Source organism: Actinoallomurus sp. NPDC052274, from assembly GCF_040679475.1.
GTDB lineage: Bacteria > Actinomycetota > Actinomycetes > Streptosporangiales > Streptosporangiaceae > Actinoallomurus > Actinoallomurus liliacearum.
Genome location: NZ_JBFAUT010000030.1, coordinates 61,722 through 78,853, shown reverse-complemented (window position 1 = coordinate 78,853; position 17,132 = coordinate 61,722). Strand labels below are relative to the sequence as shown.

The 17,132-nt window shown below is 70.1% G+C and carries 14 protein-coding genes; 5 read left to right on the top strand and 9 right to left on the bottom strand.

The window, feature by feature from the left end; translation table 11 throughout:
• Positions 1-159 precede the first annotated feature (159 nt).
• Positions 160-2,016, top strand: coding sequence for a translational GTPase TypA (gene typA / locus AB0K82_RS24910; protein ID WP_364400942.1), 1,857 nt, complete (start codon positions 160-162; stop codon positions 2,014-2,016).
• Positions 2,017-2,124: 108 nt separating this feature from the next.
• Here the strand turns inward: typA and AB0K82_RS24905 are convergent, their stop codons facing one another.
• From AB0K82_RS24905 to AB0K82_RS24880, 6 genes are all read right to left on the bottom strand, one after another.
• Positions 2,125-3,357, bottom strand: a complete 1,233-nt coding sequence (locus AB0K82_RS24905) for a response regulator receiver protein (protein ID WP_364400939.1) — start codon at positions 3,355-3,357, stop codon at positions 2,125-2,127.
• Entirely contained in the window at positions 3,354-5,726 is a 2,373-nt protein-coding gene (locus tag AB0K82_RS24900; protein ID WP_364400936.1) for a serine/threonine-protein kinase, read from the bottom strand. Before AB0K82_RS24900 ends, AB0K82_RS24905 begins: the two co-directional genes overlap by 4 nt.
• A 70-nt stretch (positions 5,727-5,796) precedes the next feature.
• Positions 5,797-6,456 (bottom strand): DUF4282 domain-containing protein, encoded by a 660-nt coding sequence (locus AB0K82_RS24895; protein ID WP_364400933.1) that lies wholly within the window; start codon positions 6,454-6,456, stop codon positions 5,797-5,799.
• 189 nt (positions 6,457-6,645) lie between these two features.
• Complete coding sequence (locus AB0K82_RS24890; protein ID WP_345354316.1) at positions 6,646-7,416, bottom strand: succinate dehydrogenase/fumarate reductase iron-sulfur subunit; 771 nt, start codon at positions 7,414-7,416, stop codon at positions 6,646-6,648.
• A 1-nt stretch (position 7,417) separates the two neighbouring features.
• Positions 7,418-9,328, bottom strand: coding sequence for a fumarate reductase/succinate dehydrogenase flavoprotein subunit (locus AB0K82_RS24885; RefSeq protein ID WP_364400930.1), 1,911 nt, complete (start codon positions 9,326-9,328; stop codon positions 7,418-7,420).
• 12 nt (positions 9,329-9,340) lie between these two features.
• On the bottom strand, positions 9,341-10,171 hold the full coding sequence (locus tag AB0K82_RS24880; RefSeq protein ID WP_364400928.1) for a hypothetical protein: 831 nt from the start codon (positions 10,169-10,171) through the stop codon (positions 9,341-9,343).
• Between the two features lie 298 nt (positions 10,172-10,469).
• Here AB0K82_RS24880 and AB0K82_RS24875 point away from each other — a divergent pair, with 298 nt between their 5' ends.
• Positions 10,470-11,027 carry a hypothetical protein gene (locus AB0K82_RS24875; protein ID WP_364400926.1) on the top strand — a complete coding sequence of 186 codons (558 nt, stop codon included), beginning with the start codon at positions 10,470-10,472 and terminating at the stop codon, positions 11,025-11,027.
• A gap of 14 nt (positions 11,028-11,041) precedes the next feature.
• Here the strand turns inward: AB0K82_RS24875 and AB0K82_RS24870 are convergent, their stop codons facing one another.
• Positions 11,042-11,968, bottom strand: a complete 927-nt coding sequence (locus AB0K82_RS24870) for a LysR substrate-binding domain-containing protein (protein WP_364400923.1) — start codon at positions 11,966-11,968, stop codon at positions 11,042-11,044.
• Between the two features lie 87 nt (positions 11,969-12,055).
• Here AB0K82_RS24870 and AB0K82_RS24865 point away from each other — a divergent pair, with 87 nt between their 5' ends.
• The 3 genes from AB0K82_RS24865 to AB0K82_RS24855 are packed head-to-tail and all read left to right on the top strand — an operon-like array spanning position 12,056 to position 15,473.
• Positions 12,056-12,796: a succinate dehydrogenase cytochrome b subunit gene (locus AB0K82_RS24865; RefSeq protein ID WP_364400920.1), complete on the top strand. Its 741-nt coding sequence runs from the start codon at positions 12,056-12,058 to the stop codon at positions 12,794-12,796.
• A gap of 2 nt (positions 12,797-12,798) precedes the next feature.
• Positions 12,799-14,733 (top strand): fumarate reductase/succinate dehydrogenase flavoprotein subunit, encoded by a 1,935-nt coding sequence (locus AB0K82_RS24860; RefSeq protein WP_364400918.1) that lies wholly within the window; start codon positions 12,799-12,801, stop codon positions 14,731-14,733.
• Complete coding sequence (locus AB0K82_RS24855) at positions 14,733-15,473, top strand: succinate dehydrogenase/fumarate reductase iron-sulfur subunit (RefSeq protein WP_364400917.1); 741 nt, start codon at positions 14,733-14,735, stop codon at positions 15,471-15,473. Before AB0K82_RS24860 ends, AB0K82_RS24855 begins: the two co-directional genes overlap by 1 nt.
• An 82-nt stretch (positions 15,474-15,555) precedes the next feature.
• On the opposite strand, the gene AB0K82_RS24850 is transcribed toward AB0K82_RS24855, so the two are convergent.
• Complete coding sequence (locus AB0K82_RS24850) at positions 15,556-16,869, bottom strand: acyltransferase (RefSeq protein WP_364400914.1); 1,314 nt, start codon at positions 16,867-16,869, stop codon at positions 15,556-15,558.
• Positions 16,866-17,132, bottom strand: coding sequence for a hypothetical protein (locus AB0K82_RS24845; protein ID WP_364400911.1), 267 nt, complete (start codon positions 17,130-17,132; stop codon positions 16,866-16,868). Before AB0K82_RS24845 ends, AB0K82_RS24850 begins: the two co-directional genes overlap by 4 nt.

Genomic DNA, 17,132 nt, shown 5'->3' with positions numbered 1-17,132 from the left:
CGCCCGCCTCGGAATGAGAAGTCACGCCAACGTCAGCCCCGGACGCTCGCCTAACGCGACTTTTCGTCCTGATGCTGGTCGATCCCCGGGCCAAGTAGAATGGGGGATGCCGCGTGGATCCCGCGGCGAATCCCACACCACGAAGCGAGACCCGCACGTATGCCCATCGCCACCCGGGACGATCTCCGTAACGTCGCCATCGTCGCCCATGTCGACCACGGCAAGACAACGCTCGTCGACGCCATGCTCTGGCAGTCCGGCGCGTTCCGTGAGAACCAGGACGTCGACGAGCGGGTCATGGACTCCAACGACCTCGAACGCGAGAAGGGCATCACCATTCTCGCGAAGAACACCGCCGTCCGGCACGGCGGCATGACGATCAACATTATCGACACGCCCGGGCACGCCGACTTCGGTGGCGAGGTCGAGCGAGGCCTGTCGATGGTCGACGGCGTGGTCCTGCTCGTCGACGCCTCCGAGGGGCCGCTGCCGCAGACCCGCTTCGTGCTGCGCAAGGCCCTGGCCGCCAAGCTGCCGGTCATCCTCGTCGTCAACAAGGTCGACCGGCCGGACGCGCGGATCGCCGAGGTGGTCGACGAGACCTACGAGCTGTTCATGGACCTCGACGCCTCCGAGGACCAGATCGACTTCCCGATCGTGTACGCCTCGGCCAAGGCCGGCCGGGCGAGCCTGACCAAGCCGGAGGACGGCGGCCTGCCGGACTCCGAGGACCTCGAACCGCTCTTCCAGGTGATCCGGGAGACGATTCCGGCGCCGGCCTACGACCCGGACACGCCGCTGCGGGCGCACGTCACGAACCTCGACGCCAGCTCCTACCTCGGCCGTATCGCCCTGTGCCGCGTGCACGCCGGACAGATCAAGAAGGGCCAGCAGGTCGCCTGGTGCAAGCATGACGGCACCATCGAGCGCGTCAAGATCACCGAGCTGATGATGACGGAGGCGCTGGAGCGCAAGCCGGCCGAGCAGGCGGGCCCGGGCGACATCATCGCCATCGCCGGCATCCCGGACATCATGATCGGCGACACGCTCGCCGACCCGGAGGACCCGCGGCCGCTGCCGTTCATCACCGTCGACGAGCCGGCCATCTCGATGACCCTCGGCGTCAACACCGGGCCGCTGGCGGGCCGGGAGAAGGGCACCAAGGTCACCGCGCGGCTGGTCAAGGACCGGCTGGACCGTGAGCTCGTCGGCAACGTCTCCATCAGGGTGCTCCCGACCGACCGTCCGGACTCCTGGGAGGTCCAGGGGCGCGGCGAACTGGCGCTCGCCATCCTGGTCGAGACCATGCGCCGGGAGGGGTACGAGCTGACGATCGGCAAGCCCCGCGTCGTGACGAGGGAGATCGACGGGAAGCTGCATGAGCCCGTCGAGCACCTGACCGTCGACGCCCCGGAGGAGTATCTCGGAGCGATCACCCAGCTGCTCGCCGTCCGTAAGGGCCGCATGGAGCAGATGACGAACCACGGCACCGGCTGGATCCGGATGGAGTTCATCGTGCCGGCCCGCGGCCTGATCGGGTTCCGCACCGAGTTCCTCACCGAGACACGCGGAACGGGCATCGCGCACCAGGTCTTCGAGGGCTACGAGCCGTGGTTCGGCGAGCTGCGCACCCGGCCGACCGGTTCGCTCGTGTCCGACCGCGCCGGCGCCGCCACCGCGTACGCCATGTTCAACCTGCAGGAACGCGGCTCGCTCTTCGTCGAGCCCGGCACCGAGGTGTACGAAGGCATGATCGTCGGGGAGAACTCCCGCGCCGACGACATGGACGTCAACATCACCAAGGAGAAGCAGAAGACGAACATCCGGTCCTCGACGGCGGAGACGTTCGAGCGGCTCACGCCGCCGCGCGTGCTGAGCCTGGAGGCCGCGCTGGAGTTCGTCGCCGACGACGAGTGCGTCGAGCTGACGCCGAACGCGATCCGGCTGCGCAAGGTCATCCTCGACTCGAAGGAGCGGGAGCGCGCCCGGGCCCGCGCCAAGCGCGGCCAGGCCTGAGACCGGGGCCGCACCGGGTGCGGCCTTGGCCGACCTCCCGGTCCGGGTCATCAGTACCGGGCCCGACGACGTACGGCGGGGTACCGAGCAGCCGCCCGGTGCCCCGCTTCACCCGCCGAGCTCGCGGCGGCGTTCGTTCTGCTGCCGGCCCGACCGCTGCCGTTCCGTCACCGGCAGTCGCTGCGTGCCCGGCTCGACCCGCCACCGTACGTCCGCGTGGACGCCCGCCTCGGCCAGGCGCTCTCTGGCGGCGTCGAAAGAGGCGCACCACTGCTCCTCGCGTTCGACGTCGAGACGGCGCTGCTCGTCGCTCTCCGCCGGTTCGGTCCGCAGCAGGGCCATGCGCACCTGCCGCGTCCCGTCGACGCGCACCTTGACCGCGTGCTGCGGCCAGTCGCCTCGCGTCAGCACCGCCTCTCCGTCCTGGGCGGTCAACGTCTCGAAACCCTCGCCGACCTCGTAGCCCAGCTCCCCGAACGCCGCGCGGAGGACCTCGGCCACGTATCGCTGCTCGGCCTGCCGCTGCGCCTCCTCGACGAGACGCGCCGCTTCGGCGCGCAACCCCTGGTCGAAGGGGCGGGCGCCGTCGGCCACCTCGCCGAGCCGCGGCCGTACGGAATCCGCGGCGGGGTGGCCCTCCAGCTCCCGCAGGAACCGCAGGGCGGCGGCCCGGCCGTCGCGGCGCTCTCGGGCGCGTTCGTTGGCGTCCTGGATACGGATCCGGACCTCCGTGAGCCGCCCTTCCGCCTCCGACGCCGTCGGTGCGTGCGCGGCCTGTTCGGCGGCCTCCGTGACCGCCCGCCGGTCCGCGTCGGCGGCGTCCGGCGCCAACCGCCTGAGCAGGCGGGTCAGCTCGTCCGGGGAGGCCGTGGGGCGCGGAGCGGCGGCCGACCGGCCGTTCTCCGGCGTCGCCCGGAGTGACCGCGCGGCGGCCTCGAAGATGCGCCCGGTGGCCGCTTCGGCGATCGTCGCCGCCAGCGATTCCTCCGCGACGGCCAGCCGCGCGTCGGCCTCGGTGATCCAGGCGGCGAGCTCCTCGGCGGACCGGCCGGCGACCTCGATGGGGACCGGCAACTCGACGGCGACGCCGTGGTCGCGAGCCGACTGGGCCAGCGCGGCGATCCGAGCGGTGCGGTTCAGCACCTCACCGACGGTCTCCTCCAACTGCTGCGCCTCGCGGAGGCGTTCGGCCTGCGCCTCGGCGCGGCCCTCGGCGAGCGCGGCGAGCGCGCCGGTACCGGTCGCGGCCAGCCCGGCCGCGCCTCCCATGACACGCACGAGCCCGAGCGACGCGATGACCGCCGCGTCCAGGGCGATGTCCGCCTCCACACCGCTGCTCACAGTCGTCCTCCCACGGTCTGCTGTCGTGCCTGCTCGTGTCCTTGTCGCCACCGTTGCATGCGCACTCCCGTCACCACGAGGTGCGCGAGCGGCACCATGACCAGTGCCGCCAGCCAGAGCAGCCACGAAACGGCGATCAAGGCGGGGATCAGGATCAGGATCATGAGGAGCGGTAGGACACAGATGAGGATCACGACTCCGCAGCCCCGATTGCTCGTGCGCCGGTTCCTTCGCGACACGGCCTGCGAAGCGCCGGACAACGCCCGGCTCGTTGAACCGAAGACCTTCGCCAGGGGCGCCCATGGCCCGGAGTTCAGGTAGTCGGCGCCGAGCCTGGAAGCGAGGAAGACCTCGGCCCCGGTGTCGATCAGCCAGGCGAAGACGCCGATCAGGAGGAACGGCACGGTGAACCCGGAGGTGTCGACCGCCTGACTACCACGCTCCGAAGACGCCAGCCGCACGATGCCCAGGATCACCTGGCTCCCGCCGATCCACAGGACCGCCAGCGGGAGCGTCCACAGCACGGCGCGGATCATCGCCGACCGGCGGCCGGTCAGCCGGTGCCGCTCGCGCTGCTCCCAGCGTCTGTGGCCTTCGGCGGATCGTTGTTCGGTCTCGAACCGGTGGCGAGCGGCGGCCTCGACCTCCAACGCGGCGTCCGGCGCCGTCCGGACCATCGCGAGCAGCCGGAGGGGATCGTCTCCCGCCTGGTCGGACAGCCAGGAGAACCAGGGCACGGATTCCCGCACCGGGTCCCGGGCCCGGCCGGCCGCTCCCGCCAGCGATTCCCGCGCCTCTTCCGGGCGTCCGGCCAGCGCGAGCAGCGTGGCCAGCACCGCGGGGGGCTCGTCCAGGCCGACCGCGCCGGCGTCGGGAAGGCGGTTCGCCGATCGGGGCAGTTGGGACCGCAGCCACTCCGCCTGCCGGTTCCACGCCGTCACCAGGCCCCGCCAGCGGTGGTCGACGGCGACGAGGTCCTCCGTCCCGGAGAAACCCGCCAGAACGGGTAGCAACCGGTGCTCCCAGAGGGCACGGACCGCACGCGACGCGGTGCGGTGCTCCGGATGCCTCTCGTCATCGACGATGGCGGCGAGGACGGGCAGGTCCTCGGGGAGCATCCGGAGCCCGAGGAAGTGGGGCTCGAGGGTGGGATCCGACCAGCGCATGAGGTGCAGCAGCTTGACGTCGGGCGGAGCGTCCCCGGTGAGGTGCTCGTCGATGAGGCGGATGCGGCCTTCCGGGTCGTCGTCGAAGCCGTTCAGCCAGCCGCGCAGCGCCTGCCATGCCTCGCTCGGCCCCACCGGGGTGTACATGGTCCCGAAGAAGTAGCGGGCCGCGGACTCCCAGTCGGCCACCGCCGCGCGCGCGAACTCGGCGCGGTCGTCGTACGTCCGGCCGCCGAAGGCGATGGCGCCCGCTGCGGCGCCGGCGGTGAGCGGCGACGCGTTGGGCGGGGCCGGCGCGGCGACCGCGGGGTTCTCGCCGTCGAGCCACCGCCCGACCTCCGCACCCCCCCATCGCCGACGCGGGTCGCGGGTCAACAGGCCCTGACACACCAGCCGCATCCGTGGGTCGGCGATGTCGTCACAGTCGATCGTGCGGGTCGCGAGGTGGTCGACCACCGCGGTCTCGCTCATGCCCGCGAACGGGGTCCGGCCGGTCAGCAGCTCCCGCACGATGATGCCGAGCGACCACCAGTCACGCGCCGGAGAGACCTGCCCGGACAGCGACTCCGGCGCGGCGTACGCGAGAGTGCGCGACGAGGAGGCGAACACGACGCTCTGCTCGATCACTCGGCTCAGGCCGAAGTCGGTGATGGCGAGGCGGAGCGGGGCGGTGCTCCGGACCAGGATGTTCTCCGGCTTCAGGTCGCGGTGCACGATCCCGGCCGCGTGGAGCCGTTCCAGACCGGCCGCGAGCTGGGCCACCACCTCGGCGACCAGGGCCGGCGGCAACGGGGACCCCACGATCCGCAGGTTGCCCGCGGGGACGTACTCCATGACCTCGTAGTCGCGGCCCTCCGCATGCCCCGTCTCGAGGATGCGTACGACATGAGGGGAGTCCAGCGTCGGCAGCTTCTGCCAGACCGAGCGGTCGGCCGTGAAGCCCCGTCGGAAGATCTTGACGACGAGTTCCGCTCCGGTGCCGTCCTGGACGTGCAACAGGTCGGACTCGGCGCCCTGTGCGGGGAGTTCCCCCAGCACCGTGAACCGGTCGGCGAGATCGGCGGGGAGGCGGACGAGGGAGGGTGCGGGCACTCCGCCGTCGCGGCGGGTGACACCCGGTGCGTCACGCTGGGAGGGGACCGTGTCCCGGCGGGTCTCGTACTCCTCGCGCCGCGTCTCGGACGGCCCTTCGATGTCCGCCACTACCCGTCCTTCGCCCCATCAGTAGGTGCCTTCGAGAGCCTAACGCCCCCACCCCGGCCGACCACAGCGCTCAGCGCAGATCTCCCCGCTCACGGATCGCCTTCAGATGCTCCGTGATCTTGAACTGATTGATCACGAACTCCATGGAGACCCGAACGATGAGGACGTAGAAGATCCAGGTCAGTGGCGCCGCAAAGATCACCATGATGCCCAGGATCGTGTTCCATTTGAGGATCGAGTACCCGTACCACAGGATGACCAGGGCGAACAGACTGATCAACGTCAGGAAGACCAAGTAGATGAATCGGGCCAGCTTGACCGTGACCATGTGGTCGAAGTTGGCGTCGAGCAGTGCGCCGAAGAAGCCCTTGCCGGTGGGGCGGGGGGTATAGGGGGGTGAGCTCTGGGGGCCGGGTTGAGGAGGGCCGTAGCCCGGCGGGGGGCCCTGCCAGGGGCCGGTCGGAGGCGGTGGCTGGTCCGGTGGCGGGGGAGCGTATCCGCCGTACGGCGGCTGTCCACCTGGATAAGCCTGAGGGTCGCCCTGATAAGCCGGAGAATACGGCTGAGGATCGCCCTGGTAAGGCTGAGGATCGCCCTGGTAAGGCTGAGGATCGCCCTGGTAAGGCTGAGGATCGCCCTGGTACGGCTGAGGGTCGCCCTGCCGCGGGGGTGGGGGGCGGTGCCCGGGATCGTCAGGGGCGTTGGACATCTCTGTCTCCTCGGCTTCCACGCGTCAAAGGCTAGAGCGCCGCGGGTCTCAGTTCACATGACCAGGCCGTGCTGATCCCGTTTGCCCGCTTAATCCGATCATCCCGGCCGCCGACCCTCCCTCCGCCGCCCGGAAAGACGCTGCCACGCGCGGGCCCCGAACACGGCTGCGCCCCGGCCGACGGCCGGGGCGCAGCGCGGACGGGAGGTGTCAGGCCTTCGGGGTCTCCTTGCCCCGCTTGACCACACCGATCTTGGAGCCGAGCCAGACCAGCGGGTCGTAGCGGCGGCCGACCACGCGCTCCTTCATCGGGATCAGCGCGTTGTCGGTGATCTTGATGTGCTCGGGGCAGACCTCGGTGCAGCACTTGGTGATGTTGCAGTAGCCGAGCCCGAAGTCGTCCTGGGCGATCTGCCGGCGGTCGTGGACGTCGGCCGGGTGCATCTCCAGCTCCGCCACCCGCATGAGGAAGCGAGGGCCGGAGAAGTGCTCCTTGTTCTCCTCGTGGTCACGGATGACGTGGCAGGTGTTGTTGCACAGGAAGCACTCGATGCACTTGCGGAACTCCTGCGAGCGCTCGACGTCGACCTGCTGCATCCGGAACTCGCCGGGCTTGACGTCGCCGCCGTCGAAGGCCGGGATCTCGCGGGCCTTCTCGTAGTTGTAGGAGACGTCGGTGACCAGGTCGCGGATGACGGGGAACGTCCGCATCGGCGTGACCGTGACGGTCTCGTCCTCGGTGAACGTCGACATCCGCGTCATGCACATCAGCCGCGGCCTGCCGTTGATCTCCGCGGAACAGGAGCCGCACTTGCCGGCCTTGCAGTTCCACCGGACGGCCAGGTCGGGCGCCTCGGTGGCCTGCAGCCGGTGGATGACGTCGAGGACGACCTCGCCCTCGTTGACCTCGACGGTGTAGTCCTTGAGCTCGCCCTCGCCCGCGTCGCCGCGCCAGACCCGGAACTTCGCCTTGTAGCCCATCTCAGTTCTTCTCCTCAGCGGGGAGCTCGCCCTCGGTCAGGTACTTCTTCAGCTCGTCGAGTTCGAAGAGCGAGAGGAGGTCATCGCGCATCGGCTCCATCTCCTGGCGCTTCAGCTCGACGACGCCGTCGCGGAGCGAGCACACCAGGTTGACCTTGCGCCAGTCGGCGGACATCTTCGGGTAGTCGTCGCGGGTGTGGCCGCCGCGGCTCTCCTGGCGTTCGAGGGCGGCGCGCGCGACGCACTCCGAGACGATCATCATGTTGCGCAGGTCGAGCGCGAGGTGCCAGCCGGGGTGGTAGGCGGGCCCCTGCCCCTCCGTGACCGTCGCGCCCGCCGAGGGCGCGACCGCGACGTTCTTGACGCGGTCGCGGAGCTTGCCGAGCGCCTCGATCGCCTGCTCCAGCTCGTCCTCGCGGCGGATGATGCCGACGAGGTCGTTCATCGTCTGCTGGAGCTCCTGGTGGACCGCGTAGGGGTTCTCACCGGCCTCCCGCTCGTACGGCTCGAGGGCCTCGGCCACCGCGGCCTCGACCTCGGCGTCCGGGACGGAGACGGTGGTCGCGGAGGCGTACTCGGCGGCGCCCAGCCCGGCCCGGCGGCCGAAGACCAGCAGGTCGGACAGAGAGTTGCCGCCGAGGCGGTTCGACCCGTGCATGCCGCCGGACACCTCGCCGGCCGCGAACAGGCCGGGCACCAGCGCCGCCCCGGTGTCGGGGTCGACCTCGACGCCGCCCATGACGTAGTGGCAGGTCGGGCCGACCTCCATCGGCTCGGCCGTGATGTCGACGTCGGCCAGCTCCTTGAACTGGTGGTGCATCGACGGCAGCCGCTTGATGATCTGCTCCGGCTTGAGCCGCGAGGCGATGTCGAGGAAGACGCCCCCGTGGGGGGATCCACGGCCGGCCTTCACCTCGGAGTTGATCGCGCGGGCGACCTCGTCACGGGGCAGGAGCTCGGGCGGACGCCGGTTGTTGTCCGGGTCGTCGTACCAGCCGTCGGCCTCTTCCTCGGACGTGGCGTACTTGTCCTTGAAGACGTCCGGGATGTAGTCGAACATGAAGCGCTTGCCGTCGGAGTTCTTCAGCACGCCGCCGTCGCCGCGTACGGACTCGGTGACGAGGATGCCCTTGACCGACGGCGGCCAGACCATGCCGGTCGGGTGGAACTGCACGAACTCCATGTTGATCAGCGACGCGCCGGCGAGCAGCGCGAGCGCGTGGCCGTCCCCGGTGTACTCCCAGGAGTTGGAGGTCACCTTGAAAGACTTGCCGATGCCGCCGGTGGCCAGCACGATGGCGGGCGCCTCGAAGACGACGAACTTCCCGGTCTCCCGGATGTAGCCGAAGGCGCCGCAGATCCGGCCCTGCTCGTCCTTGAGGAGCCGGGTGATCGTCGTCTCGGCGAAGACCCTCAGCCGGGCGTCGTAGTCGCCGAACTCGGCGTGGTCCTGCTGCTGGAGGGCGACGATCTTCTGCTGGCAGGTGCGGATCAGCTCCAGGCCGGTGCGGTCGCCGACGTGGGCTAGGCGCGGGTACTCGTGGCCGCCGAAGTTGCGCTGGCTGATCTTGCCGTCCTTGGTGCGGTCGAAGAGCGCGCCCCAGGCCTCCAGCTCCCAGATGCGGTCGGGGGCCTCCTTGGCGTGCAGCTCGGCCATCCGCCAGCTGTTGAGGAACTTCCCGCCGCGCATGGTGTCGCGGAAGTGGACCTGCCAGTTGTCGTTCGGGTTGGCGTTGCCCATGGCGGCCGCCGCGCCGCCCTCGGCCATGACCGTGTGGGCCTTGCCGAACAGCGACTTGGAGATGATCGCGGTCTTCTTGCCCTGCAGCCGCGCCTCGATCGCGGCGCGCAACCCGGCGCCGCCGGCGCCGATGACGACGACGTCGTACTGCAGCCTCTCGATGTCAGTCACTTGTGGTCGTCCTTAGTTGAAGATCCGCAGGTCGGAGAATGAGCCGTGCGCGACGAGCGCGACGTACGCGTCGGTCAGCGCCAGCGTGCCGAGCGTGATCAGCGCGAACTGCCCGTGGCGGGTGTTCAGCTTGCTGATCTGCGTCCACAGCCAGTAGCGGACGGGGTGCTTGGAGAAGCTCTTCAGGCGCCCGCCCATGACGTGCCGGCACGAGTGGCAGGACAGGGTGTAGCCCCACAGCAGGATCACGTTGATCCACAGGATGATGGTGCCGAGCCCGATGCCGAAGCCGCCGTCCTTGCCGTGGAAGGCGTTGATGGCGTCCCACGTGTTGACGATGGAGATGAGCCCCGCGATCACCCAGAAGTAGCGGTGGGCGTTCTGCAGGATGAGCGGGAACCGCGTCTCGCCGGAGTAGCCGCCGGGCGTCTTGCGGACCGGGCTCTTGTCCGGCACGGCGCACGCCGAGGGGGTCAGCCAGAACGACCGGTAGTACGCCTTGCGGTAGTAATAGCAGGTCAGCCGGAACCCGAGCAGGAACGGCAGCGAGATGAGGGCGTACGGGATGAAGAACGGCAGGTGGTCGGGTACGAACCTGCCGAAGTCCGCAGCCTCGGCCGGGCACGCCTTGCTGACGCACGGCGAGTAGAACGGCGTCAGGTAGTGATATTTCTCGACCCAGAAACTGCTGCCCATCATCGAGCGCACGGTCGCGTAGATCACCCAGGCCGTGAACACGATGAACGTGGTCAGCGGGTAGTTCCACCAGCGGTCCGTACGTAGGGTGCGCGCCGGGATCCGGGCCCGATCCTTGGCCGGCGCGTCCACCGTCGTCTGCGTCATCCGGAGTCTCCATCGAAGGCACATCGCCTGGGAGGGCCGCCTATACTCCAGCCTCTCCTCTGCGGGGCGCTCCACGTTATTAGGGAGTTGTCACGAGCAAGATACGAGGCGCGGTCACCGAATGTGAAACTGCCCACTTACTGGCGAGTAACCACGCTAATTATGTGCCTAATGTGGAAGAAATCCACATTTGCTAACTATGCTACCTAATGAGCGCTTGGTCCGCCAGTGTCCGATTGCATTCTTCTGAGACGGCCTAAGATGCGACTCCTGGGACAGGGTGGACAGGAGTGTAAAGATGGGACAGCGGTCACGGTCGAGCTTCGGCCCGGGGGCGTACGTCGTGCGGTACGCCTGGTGGAGCCCGCTCGTTCCCGCCGTCGTCGGCGCGGTGCTCGTCGCCGGTTTCGTCATCGGAGAGCTGCGCCGCCCGGCGAACGCGCGCTGGCGGCCCGCCGCGCATCCGGGGATCGACGACTGGGTGAACTTCGCGGCCCGCTGCCTGATGCCCCTCATCGCTCTCGGGCTGTTCGTCCTCGCGGTCGTCTACCTGCGCCGTGTCGTACGGGGGCGGGTGGCGTTCGCGGTCGCGCGCAAGGGCGTCTACTGGTGTCCCTCCGGGGACGGCGCCAAGGGGCAGTGGTTCTCCTGGGACGACGTCGCGGCGATCGAGTTCCACGCGGCCGAGGGCGGCTCGACCGGCCACGGCGCCGTGGCGCTGCGCGGGTACGCCCCGCCGGAGGAGGAAGAGCGGCCGCGCCTGGTCTCCACGCGCCTCGGCGGCTGGCGGATCGGCCGGCGCCGCCTGGTCAGAGCGCTGCGCGAGTTCGCCCCGCACGTCGAACTGATCCGCTGAGGTGACGTTCCGGTTCAGTCGAGCCGCGTGACGCCCGGCGGCAGCGCGGCGTCGGCCTCCGCGTCGCGGAGGAACCCGAGCAGGGTCTCGCGGAACGCCCGCGCGGCGTGCGTCGGGTCGACGTCCTTACGGTGGGCCAGCGCGATCGTGCGCTGCAGCCCGGGACGCGCCAGGGGAGTGGCCACCAGCCCGGGACGCCCGGCGAGCACCATCGACGGCACGACGGCCGACCCCATCCCGGCCTCGACGAACCGCAGCACGGCGTCCATCTCGCCGCCCTCGACCGCGAACCGCGGCTCGAACCCCGCCTGCCGGCACGCCGCCTGGGTCGCCTCCCGCAGGTCGTACCCCCGGCGGAACATCACCAGGGGCCGCGACCGCAGGTCCTCGATCCGCAGCGAGGACCGCTCCGGCGCGTCGGTGTGCGGGGAGACGACGACGAGGTCCTCCCGCAGGATCGGCGTCGTCTCCAGGGCGGGGTCCGTGCTCTGCAGCGGCAGGATGATCAGGGCCAGGTCGAGCTGGCCGCGGGCCAGGTCGCGGACCAGGTCCCGGGAGCCGCCCTCCTCGACGCGCAGCTCGATGCCCGGATAGCGGGTGCGGAAGCGCATCAGCGCGTCGGCGAGCAGCCCGGCGAACAGCGACGGGGTCGCGCCGAGCCGTACACGCCCGCGCCGCAGGCCGGTCAGATCCTGGATCTCCCGCCGGGCGGTCTCGACGTCCGCGAGGATCCGCCGCGCGAGGGGCAGCAGCGCCTCGCCGGCCGGCGTCAGCGTGATGTTGCCCCGGGCCCGGCTGAACAGCGGGGCGCCCAGCTCCGCCTCCAGCGTCCGGATCTGCTTGGACAGGGACGGCTGGGCGACCCGGAGCTTCTCCGCCGCCTGTGTGAAGTGCCTCACCTCTGCCACCGCGACGAAGTACGAAAGCTGCTGCAACTGCACCTCTATAGCCTACGGCTATGGAAACGAGCGTCATCATGTCTTGGACGCCACCATGGAAACGGACATAACTTCCGCGATGTGTCGTCCGTGTCTCGATCCACGCCGGTGGCCACCCGCCCTCGCCCCAAGACGCCCTCGCCGGCGACCGGTCCGCTGAAGCGGTACCGCTCCTCCGTCGGCAAGAAGGCCGTCATGGCGGTGACCGGCGCCATCCTCGTCCTGTTCCTCATCGCCCACGCGATCGGCAACCTCAAGGTCTTCCTGGGCCGCCAGGACTTCAACCACTACTCGCACTGGCTGCGGTCGGTGGGTGAGCCCGCGATCCCGCACCGCGTCTTCCTGACCGCCCTGGAGGTGGTCCTCACCGTCGCGGTGCTCCTGCACATCTGGGCGGCGGTGTCCCTGGCCCGCCAGGCGCGGCAGGCGCGTCCCGTCCGGTACGCCGCGCGGCCGAAGGCGCACGAGAACCGGTACGCCACGCACGTCATGCGGTACGGCGGAATCGTCATCCTGCTGTTCGTCATCTGGCACCTGCTGGACCTGACGTTCGGCGCCGTCAACCCGAAGGGCGGCGACGCCCAGCCGTACGACAAGGTCATCGCGGACTTCGACCCGTCCCGCTGGTACATCACGCTCTTCTACGTCGTCGCCGTCATCCTCATGGGCCTGCACCTGCGGCACGGCCTGTTCAGCGCGGTCCAGACGCTCGGCTGGGGACGGCAGCGCCGGTACCCCGCCGTCCGGCTGGTCGCCGACGTCGTCGCGGCGCTGCTGGTGATCGGCTTCGTGTCCGTTCCCGTCATGGTCACGATCGGAGTGCTGAACTAGCCATGAGCGAACTGTTCACCGAGGGCGCCCCGATCGAGGACACCAGGGCGCCGGCCGGCCCGATCGAGGAGCGCTGGGACAAGCGGCGCTTCGGCGGCAAGCTGGTCAACCCCGCCAACCGGCGCAAGCTGTCGGTCATCGTCGTCGGCACCGGCCTGGCCGGCGGCTCGGCCGCCGCGACCCTGGGCGAGCTGGGCTACCAGGTCAAGTCGTTCTGCTACCAGGACAGCCCGCGGCGCGCGCACAGCATCGCGGCGCAGGGCGGCATCAACGCGGCGAAGAACTACCGCAACGACGGCGACAGCATCCAGCGCCTGTTCTACGACACGGTCAAGGGCGGCGACTACCGGTCCCGCGAGTCGAACGTCTACCGTCTCGCCCAGGTCAGCGTCGAGATCATCGACCAGTGCGTGGCGCAGGGCGTGCCGTTCGCCCGCGACTACGGCGGCCTGCTCGACACCCGGTCGTTCGGCGGCGTGCAGGTCTCCCGGACGTTCTACGCCCGCGGCCAGACGGGCCAGCAGCTGCTGCTCGGCGCGTACCAGGCCCTCGAGCGGCAGATCGCGGCCGGCACGGTGACGATGTTCGCCCGGCACGAGATGCTCGAGCTGATCGTCGTGGACGGCGTGGCGCGCGGCATCGTGGCCCGCGACATGGTCACCGGCGAGATCGAGACGCACCTCGCCGACGCCGTCGTGCTGGCCTCCGGCGGGTACGGCAACGTCTTCTTCCTGTCGACCAACGCCAAGGGCTGCAACGTCACCGCGACCTGGCGGGCGCACCGCAAGGGCGCGCTGTTCGCCAATCCCTGCTACACGCAGATCCACCCGACCTGCATCCCGCAGAGCGGCGAGCACCAGTCCAAGCTGACCCTGATGTCGGAGTCGCTGCGCAACGACGGCCGGGTCTGGGTGCCGGTCAAGAAGGGCGACACCCGCAGGCCGGCCGACATCCCCGAGGACGAGCGCGACTACTACCTGGAGCGCATCTACCCGTCCTTCGGCAACCTGGTCCCGCGTGACATCGCCTCCCGCGCCGCCAAGAACGTCTGTGACGAGGGCCGCGGCGTCGGCCCCGGCGGCCTGGGCGTCTACCTGGACTTCGCCGACGCGATCGCGCGGCTGGGCCGGGACGCGGTCGCGGCCAAGTACGGCAACCTCTTCGAGATGTACGAGCGCATCACCGGCGAGGACCCGTTCGAGGTGCCGATGCGCATCTACCCGGCGGTGCACTACACGATGGGCGGTCTGTGGGTCGACTACGACCTGCAGTCCACGATCCCGGGCCTGTTCGTGATCGGCGAGGCGAACTTCTCCGACCACGGCGCCAACCGGCTCGGCGCGTCCGCGCTGATGCAGGGCCTGGCCGACGGCTACTTCGTGCTGCCGAACACCATCAGCGACTACCTCGCCAAGGGCCCGCTGCCGAAGATCGGCGAGGACCACGAGGCCGTCGTCGAGGCCCGCGCGGCGGTCGAGGGCCGCATCGAGAAGCTGCTGTCGATCGACGGCGACCGTACGCCGGACTCCTTTCACCGTGAGCTCGGCGCGGTGATGTGGGAGTACTGCGGGATGGAGCGGACCGACGCGGGCCTGCGCAAGGCGCTGGACCGGATCCGCGAGCTGCGCGAGGAGTTCTGGACCCGCGTCAAGGTCCCCGGTGAGAACGAGGAGCTCAACCAGAACCTCGAGAAGGCCGGCCGCATCGCCGACTTCTTCGAGCTGGCCGAGCTGATGTGCATCGACGCCCTGCACCGCGAGGAGTCCTGCGGCGGCCACTTCCGCGCCGAGTCGCAGACCCCGGACGGCGAGGCGCTCCGTGACGACGAGAGGTTCGCCTACGTGGCGGCCTGGGAGTACACGGGCCACGCGCCCGTCCTCCACAAGGAGAACCTCGAGTACGAGTACGTCAAGATGACCCAGAGGTCGTACAAGTAATGAAGCTCACGCTGAAGATCTGGCGGCAGAAGAACGCCGCCGACGGGGGCCGCATGGCCTCGTACGAGGTCGACGACGTCTCGCCGGACATGTCGTTCCTGGAGATGCTCGACGTCCTCAACGAGCGGCTCATCCTGGAGGGCGAGGACCCGGTCGCGTTCGACCACGACTGCCGCGAGGGCATCTGCGGCATGTGCTCGCTGGTCATCGACGGCACGCCGCACGGCCCGGAGAAGGCCACGACCACCTGCCAGCTGCACATGCGGCATTTCAAGGACGGCGACGTCATCACGATCGAGCCGTGGCGGGCGCGGGCGTTCCCGGTCATCAAGGACCTGGTCGTGGACCGGTCGGCGTTCGACCGGATCATCCAGGCCGGCGGCTACGTCAGCGCGCCGACCGGCTCGGCCCCCGAGGCGGCGGCCATCCCGGTGCCGAAGGCCGACGCGAACGACGCGTTCGACGCCGCCACCTGCATCGGCTGCGGGGCCTGCGTGGCGGCGTGCCCGAACGCCTCCGCGATGCTGTTCACCGCCGCGAAGATCACCCACCTCGGCCTGCTGCCGCAGGGCCAGCCCGAGCGGTACGACCGGGTGACCGCGATGGTGGACCAGATGGACGCCGAGGGCTTCGGCGGCTGCACGAACACCGGCGAGTGCACCGCGGTCTGCCCGAAGGGCATCCCCTTCGAGACCATCTCCCGCCTCAACGCCGACCTGCTCAAGGCGTCCCGAGGCTGATCACCGCCCCGAACAGGCTTCACGGCCCGGGAGAGAAGGTACGTCCCCCCTTCTCCTCCCGGGCCGTGGACATCTTCGCGGACTACGGTGCGTCGACCGGACGGGAAGGACCCGGGCACCGGCGGTCCGCGCTCCGCAGGACCGTTCCGGCCGCAGGGTTCGCCGCGGGACCGGCCGCTCTCATCCGGTGACCGAGTCGCTGCCCGGGTACTTCCACGTACCGATGGGCGAGGTGGCTCGCGCCGAGGAGGGCGGCGAGGAAGAGCGCGACCCAGGCGAGTTGGAGGAGCAGCGTGTCGTCGCGGCGGTCGCCGCAGGCGGCGTCGAGCAGGTCCAGCAGCAGCGGGTGGAGCAGGTAGATCGAGTAGCTGAGGACCCCGATCCAGGGCAGGATCGGCGGCAGGCGCCGATGCCGGAGAAGCATCGCGACGGCGAAGGTCGCCCAGGCCGCCGCCACGGTCAGCGCCCACCGCCATCGCTCGGCGGGCGGCCCGTGCGCGAGACCGCACGCGATCGACAGCGGCGGCACCAGGGCCACGAGTCCCCACTGGCGGGGCCGGTGCTGCTCGAACCGGTACAGCGCGGTCCCGGAGAACATCGTCGCCAGGATGACGAGGCTGTGCCAGACCGGGAGCCGGCTGTTGACCGTCACGAGGCAGAGTGAGAGGACGGTGAGAATCGCCGCCCCGACCACACGGGCGGCTCGTGATCGGCGGACGACACCGGCCAGCCCGGCGGCCAGGGCGGCGGTCGCCAGGAGGATGACGGTGCCGGTGCCGACGGATCGGGACAGCCACAGGGGAGACAGCACGCCTCCGGCCCCGCAGGCGGCCAGGACGAACGTGAGCGCGGCACCGCTGCTGCGGCGGTGCAGCCCGAACACGAACAACGCCGTGGTCAGAAGGTAGAACACCATCTCGTACGACAGCGTCCACAACACGTTGATCGCATTGGTGACGTCCAGCAGGTCCTGCAACATCGTGAGGTGGGCGATGGCGGCCTGCGCCGGACGGTCGGCGAGGCCTTGGCGCAGTGTGCCGGCACCGGTCGCCGCCAGCCCCAACGTCGCGGTGAGGGCGAGCCCCCACAGCGGATACAGCCGGAAGAGGCGGCCGAGCCAGAAACCCCTGATGTCTCCTCGGCGTTCCAGCGACGCCGGCACGATGTAGCCGCTGACCAAGAAGAAGATCATCACGCCGTAGGCGCCGTTGTCGAACCAGGGCAGGACGCTGGGCCTGAGCCCGGTGAGCAGGTGGTAGGTCAGGTGATCGGTGACGACGGACAGCACCGCCAGCCCGCGCAGCGCGTCCAGCCACGCCAGCCGGTCGGACGCCCGTGCCGGGGCGGGCGGCGGCCCGGGCTCCCGGGCCACCGACGCTCCCTCCCTCTTCTTCATACCGGTCCGGTGCCGGACCTACCGTTCCCGGCCGTGGCCCGCTCGACCAGGCCGACGATCACCTGTGCTCTTTCGGGCTTCTGCCGGGCGAGCCACCGCAGGACGTCGCGGTCGAACTCGCCGAGTTTCACGCCGTGTTCGGCGCACACGGTGGTCAGCCGGTCGAGGGTCTTCGCCGCCATGACACCTCGCTTGTGATACGCCGCGTAGATGTCGCGCACGTCGGCGCTCGCGTCACCCTCGGTCTCGTAAGGGCCGGGCAT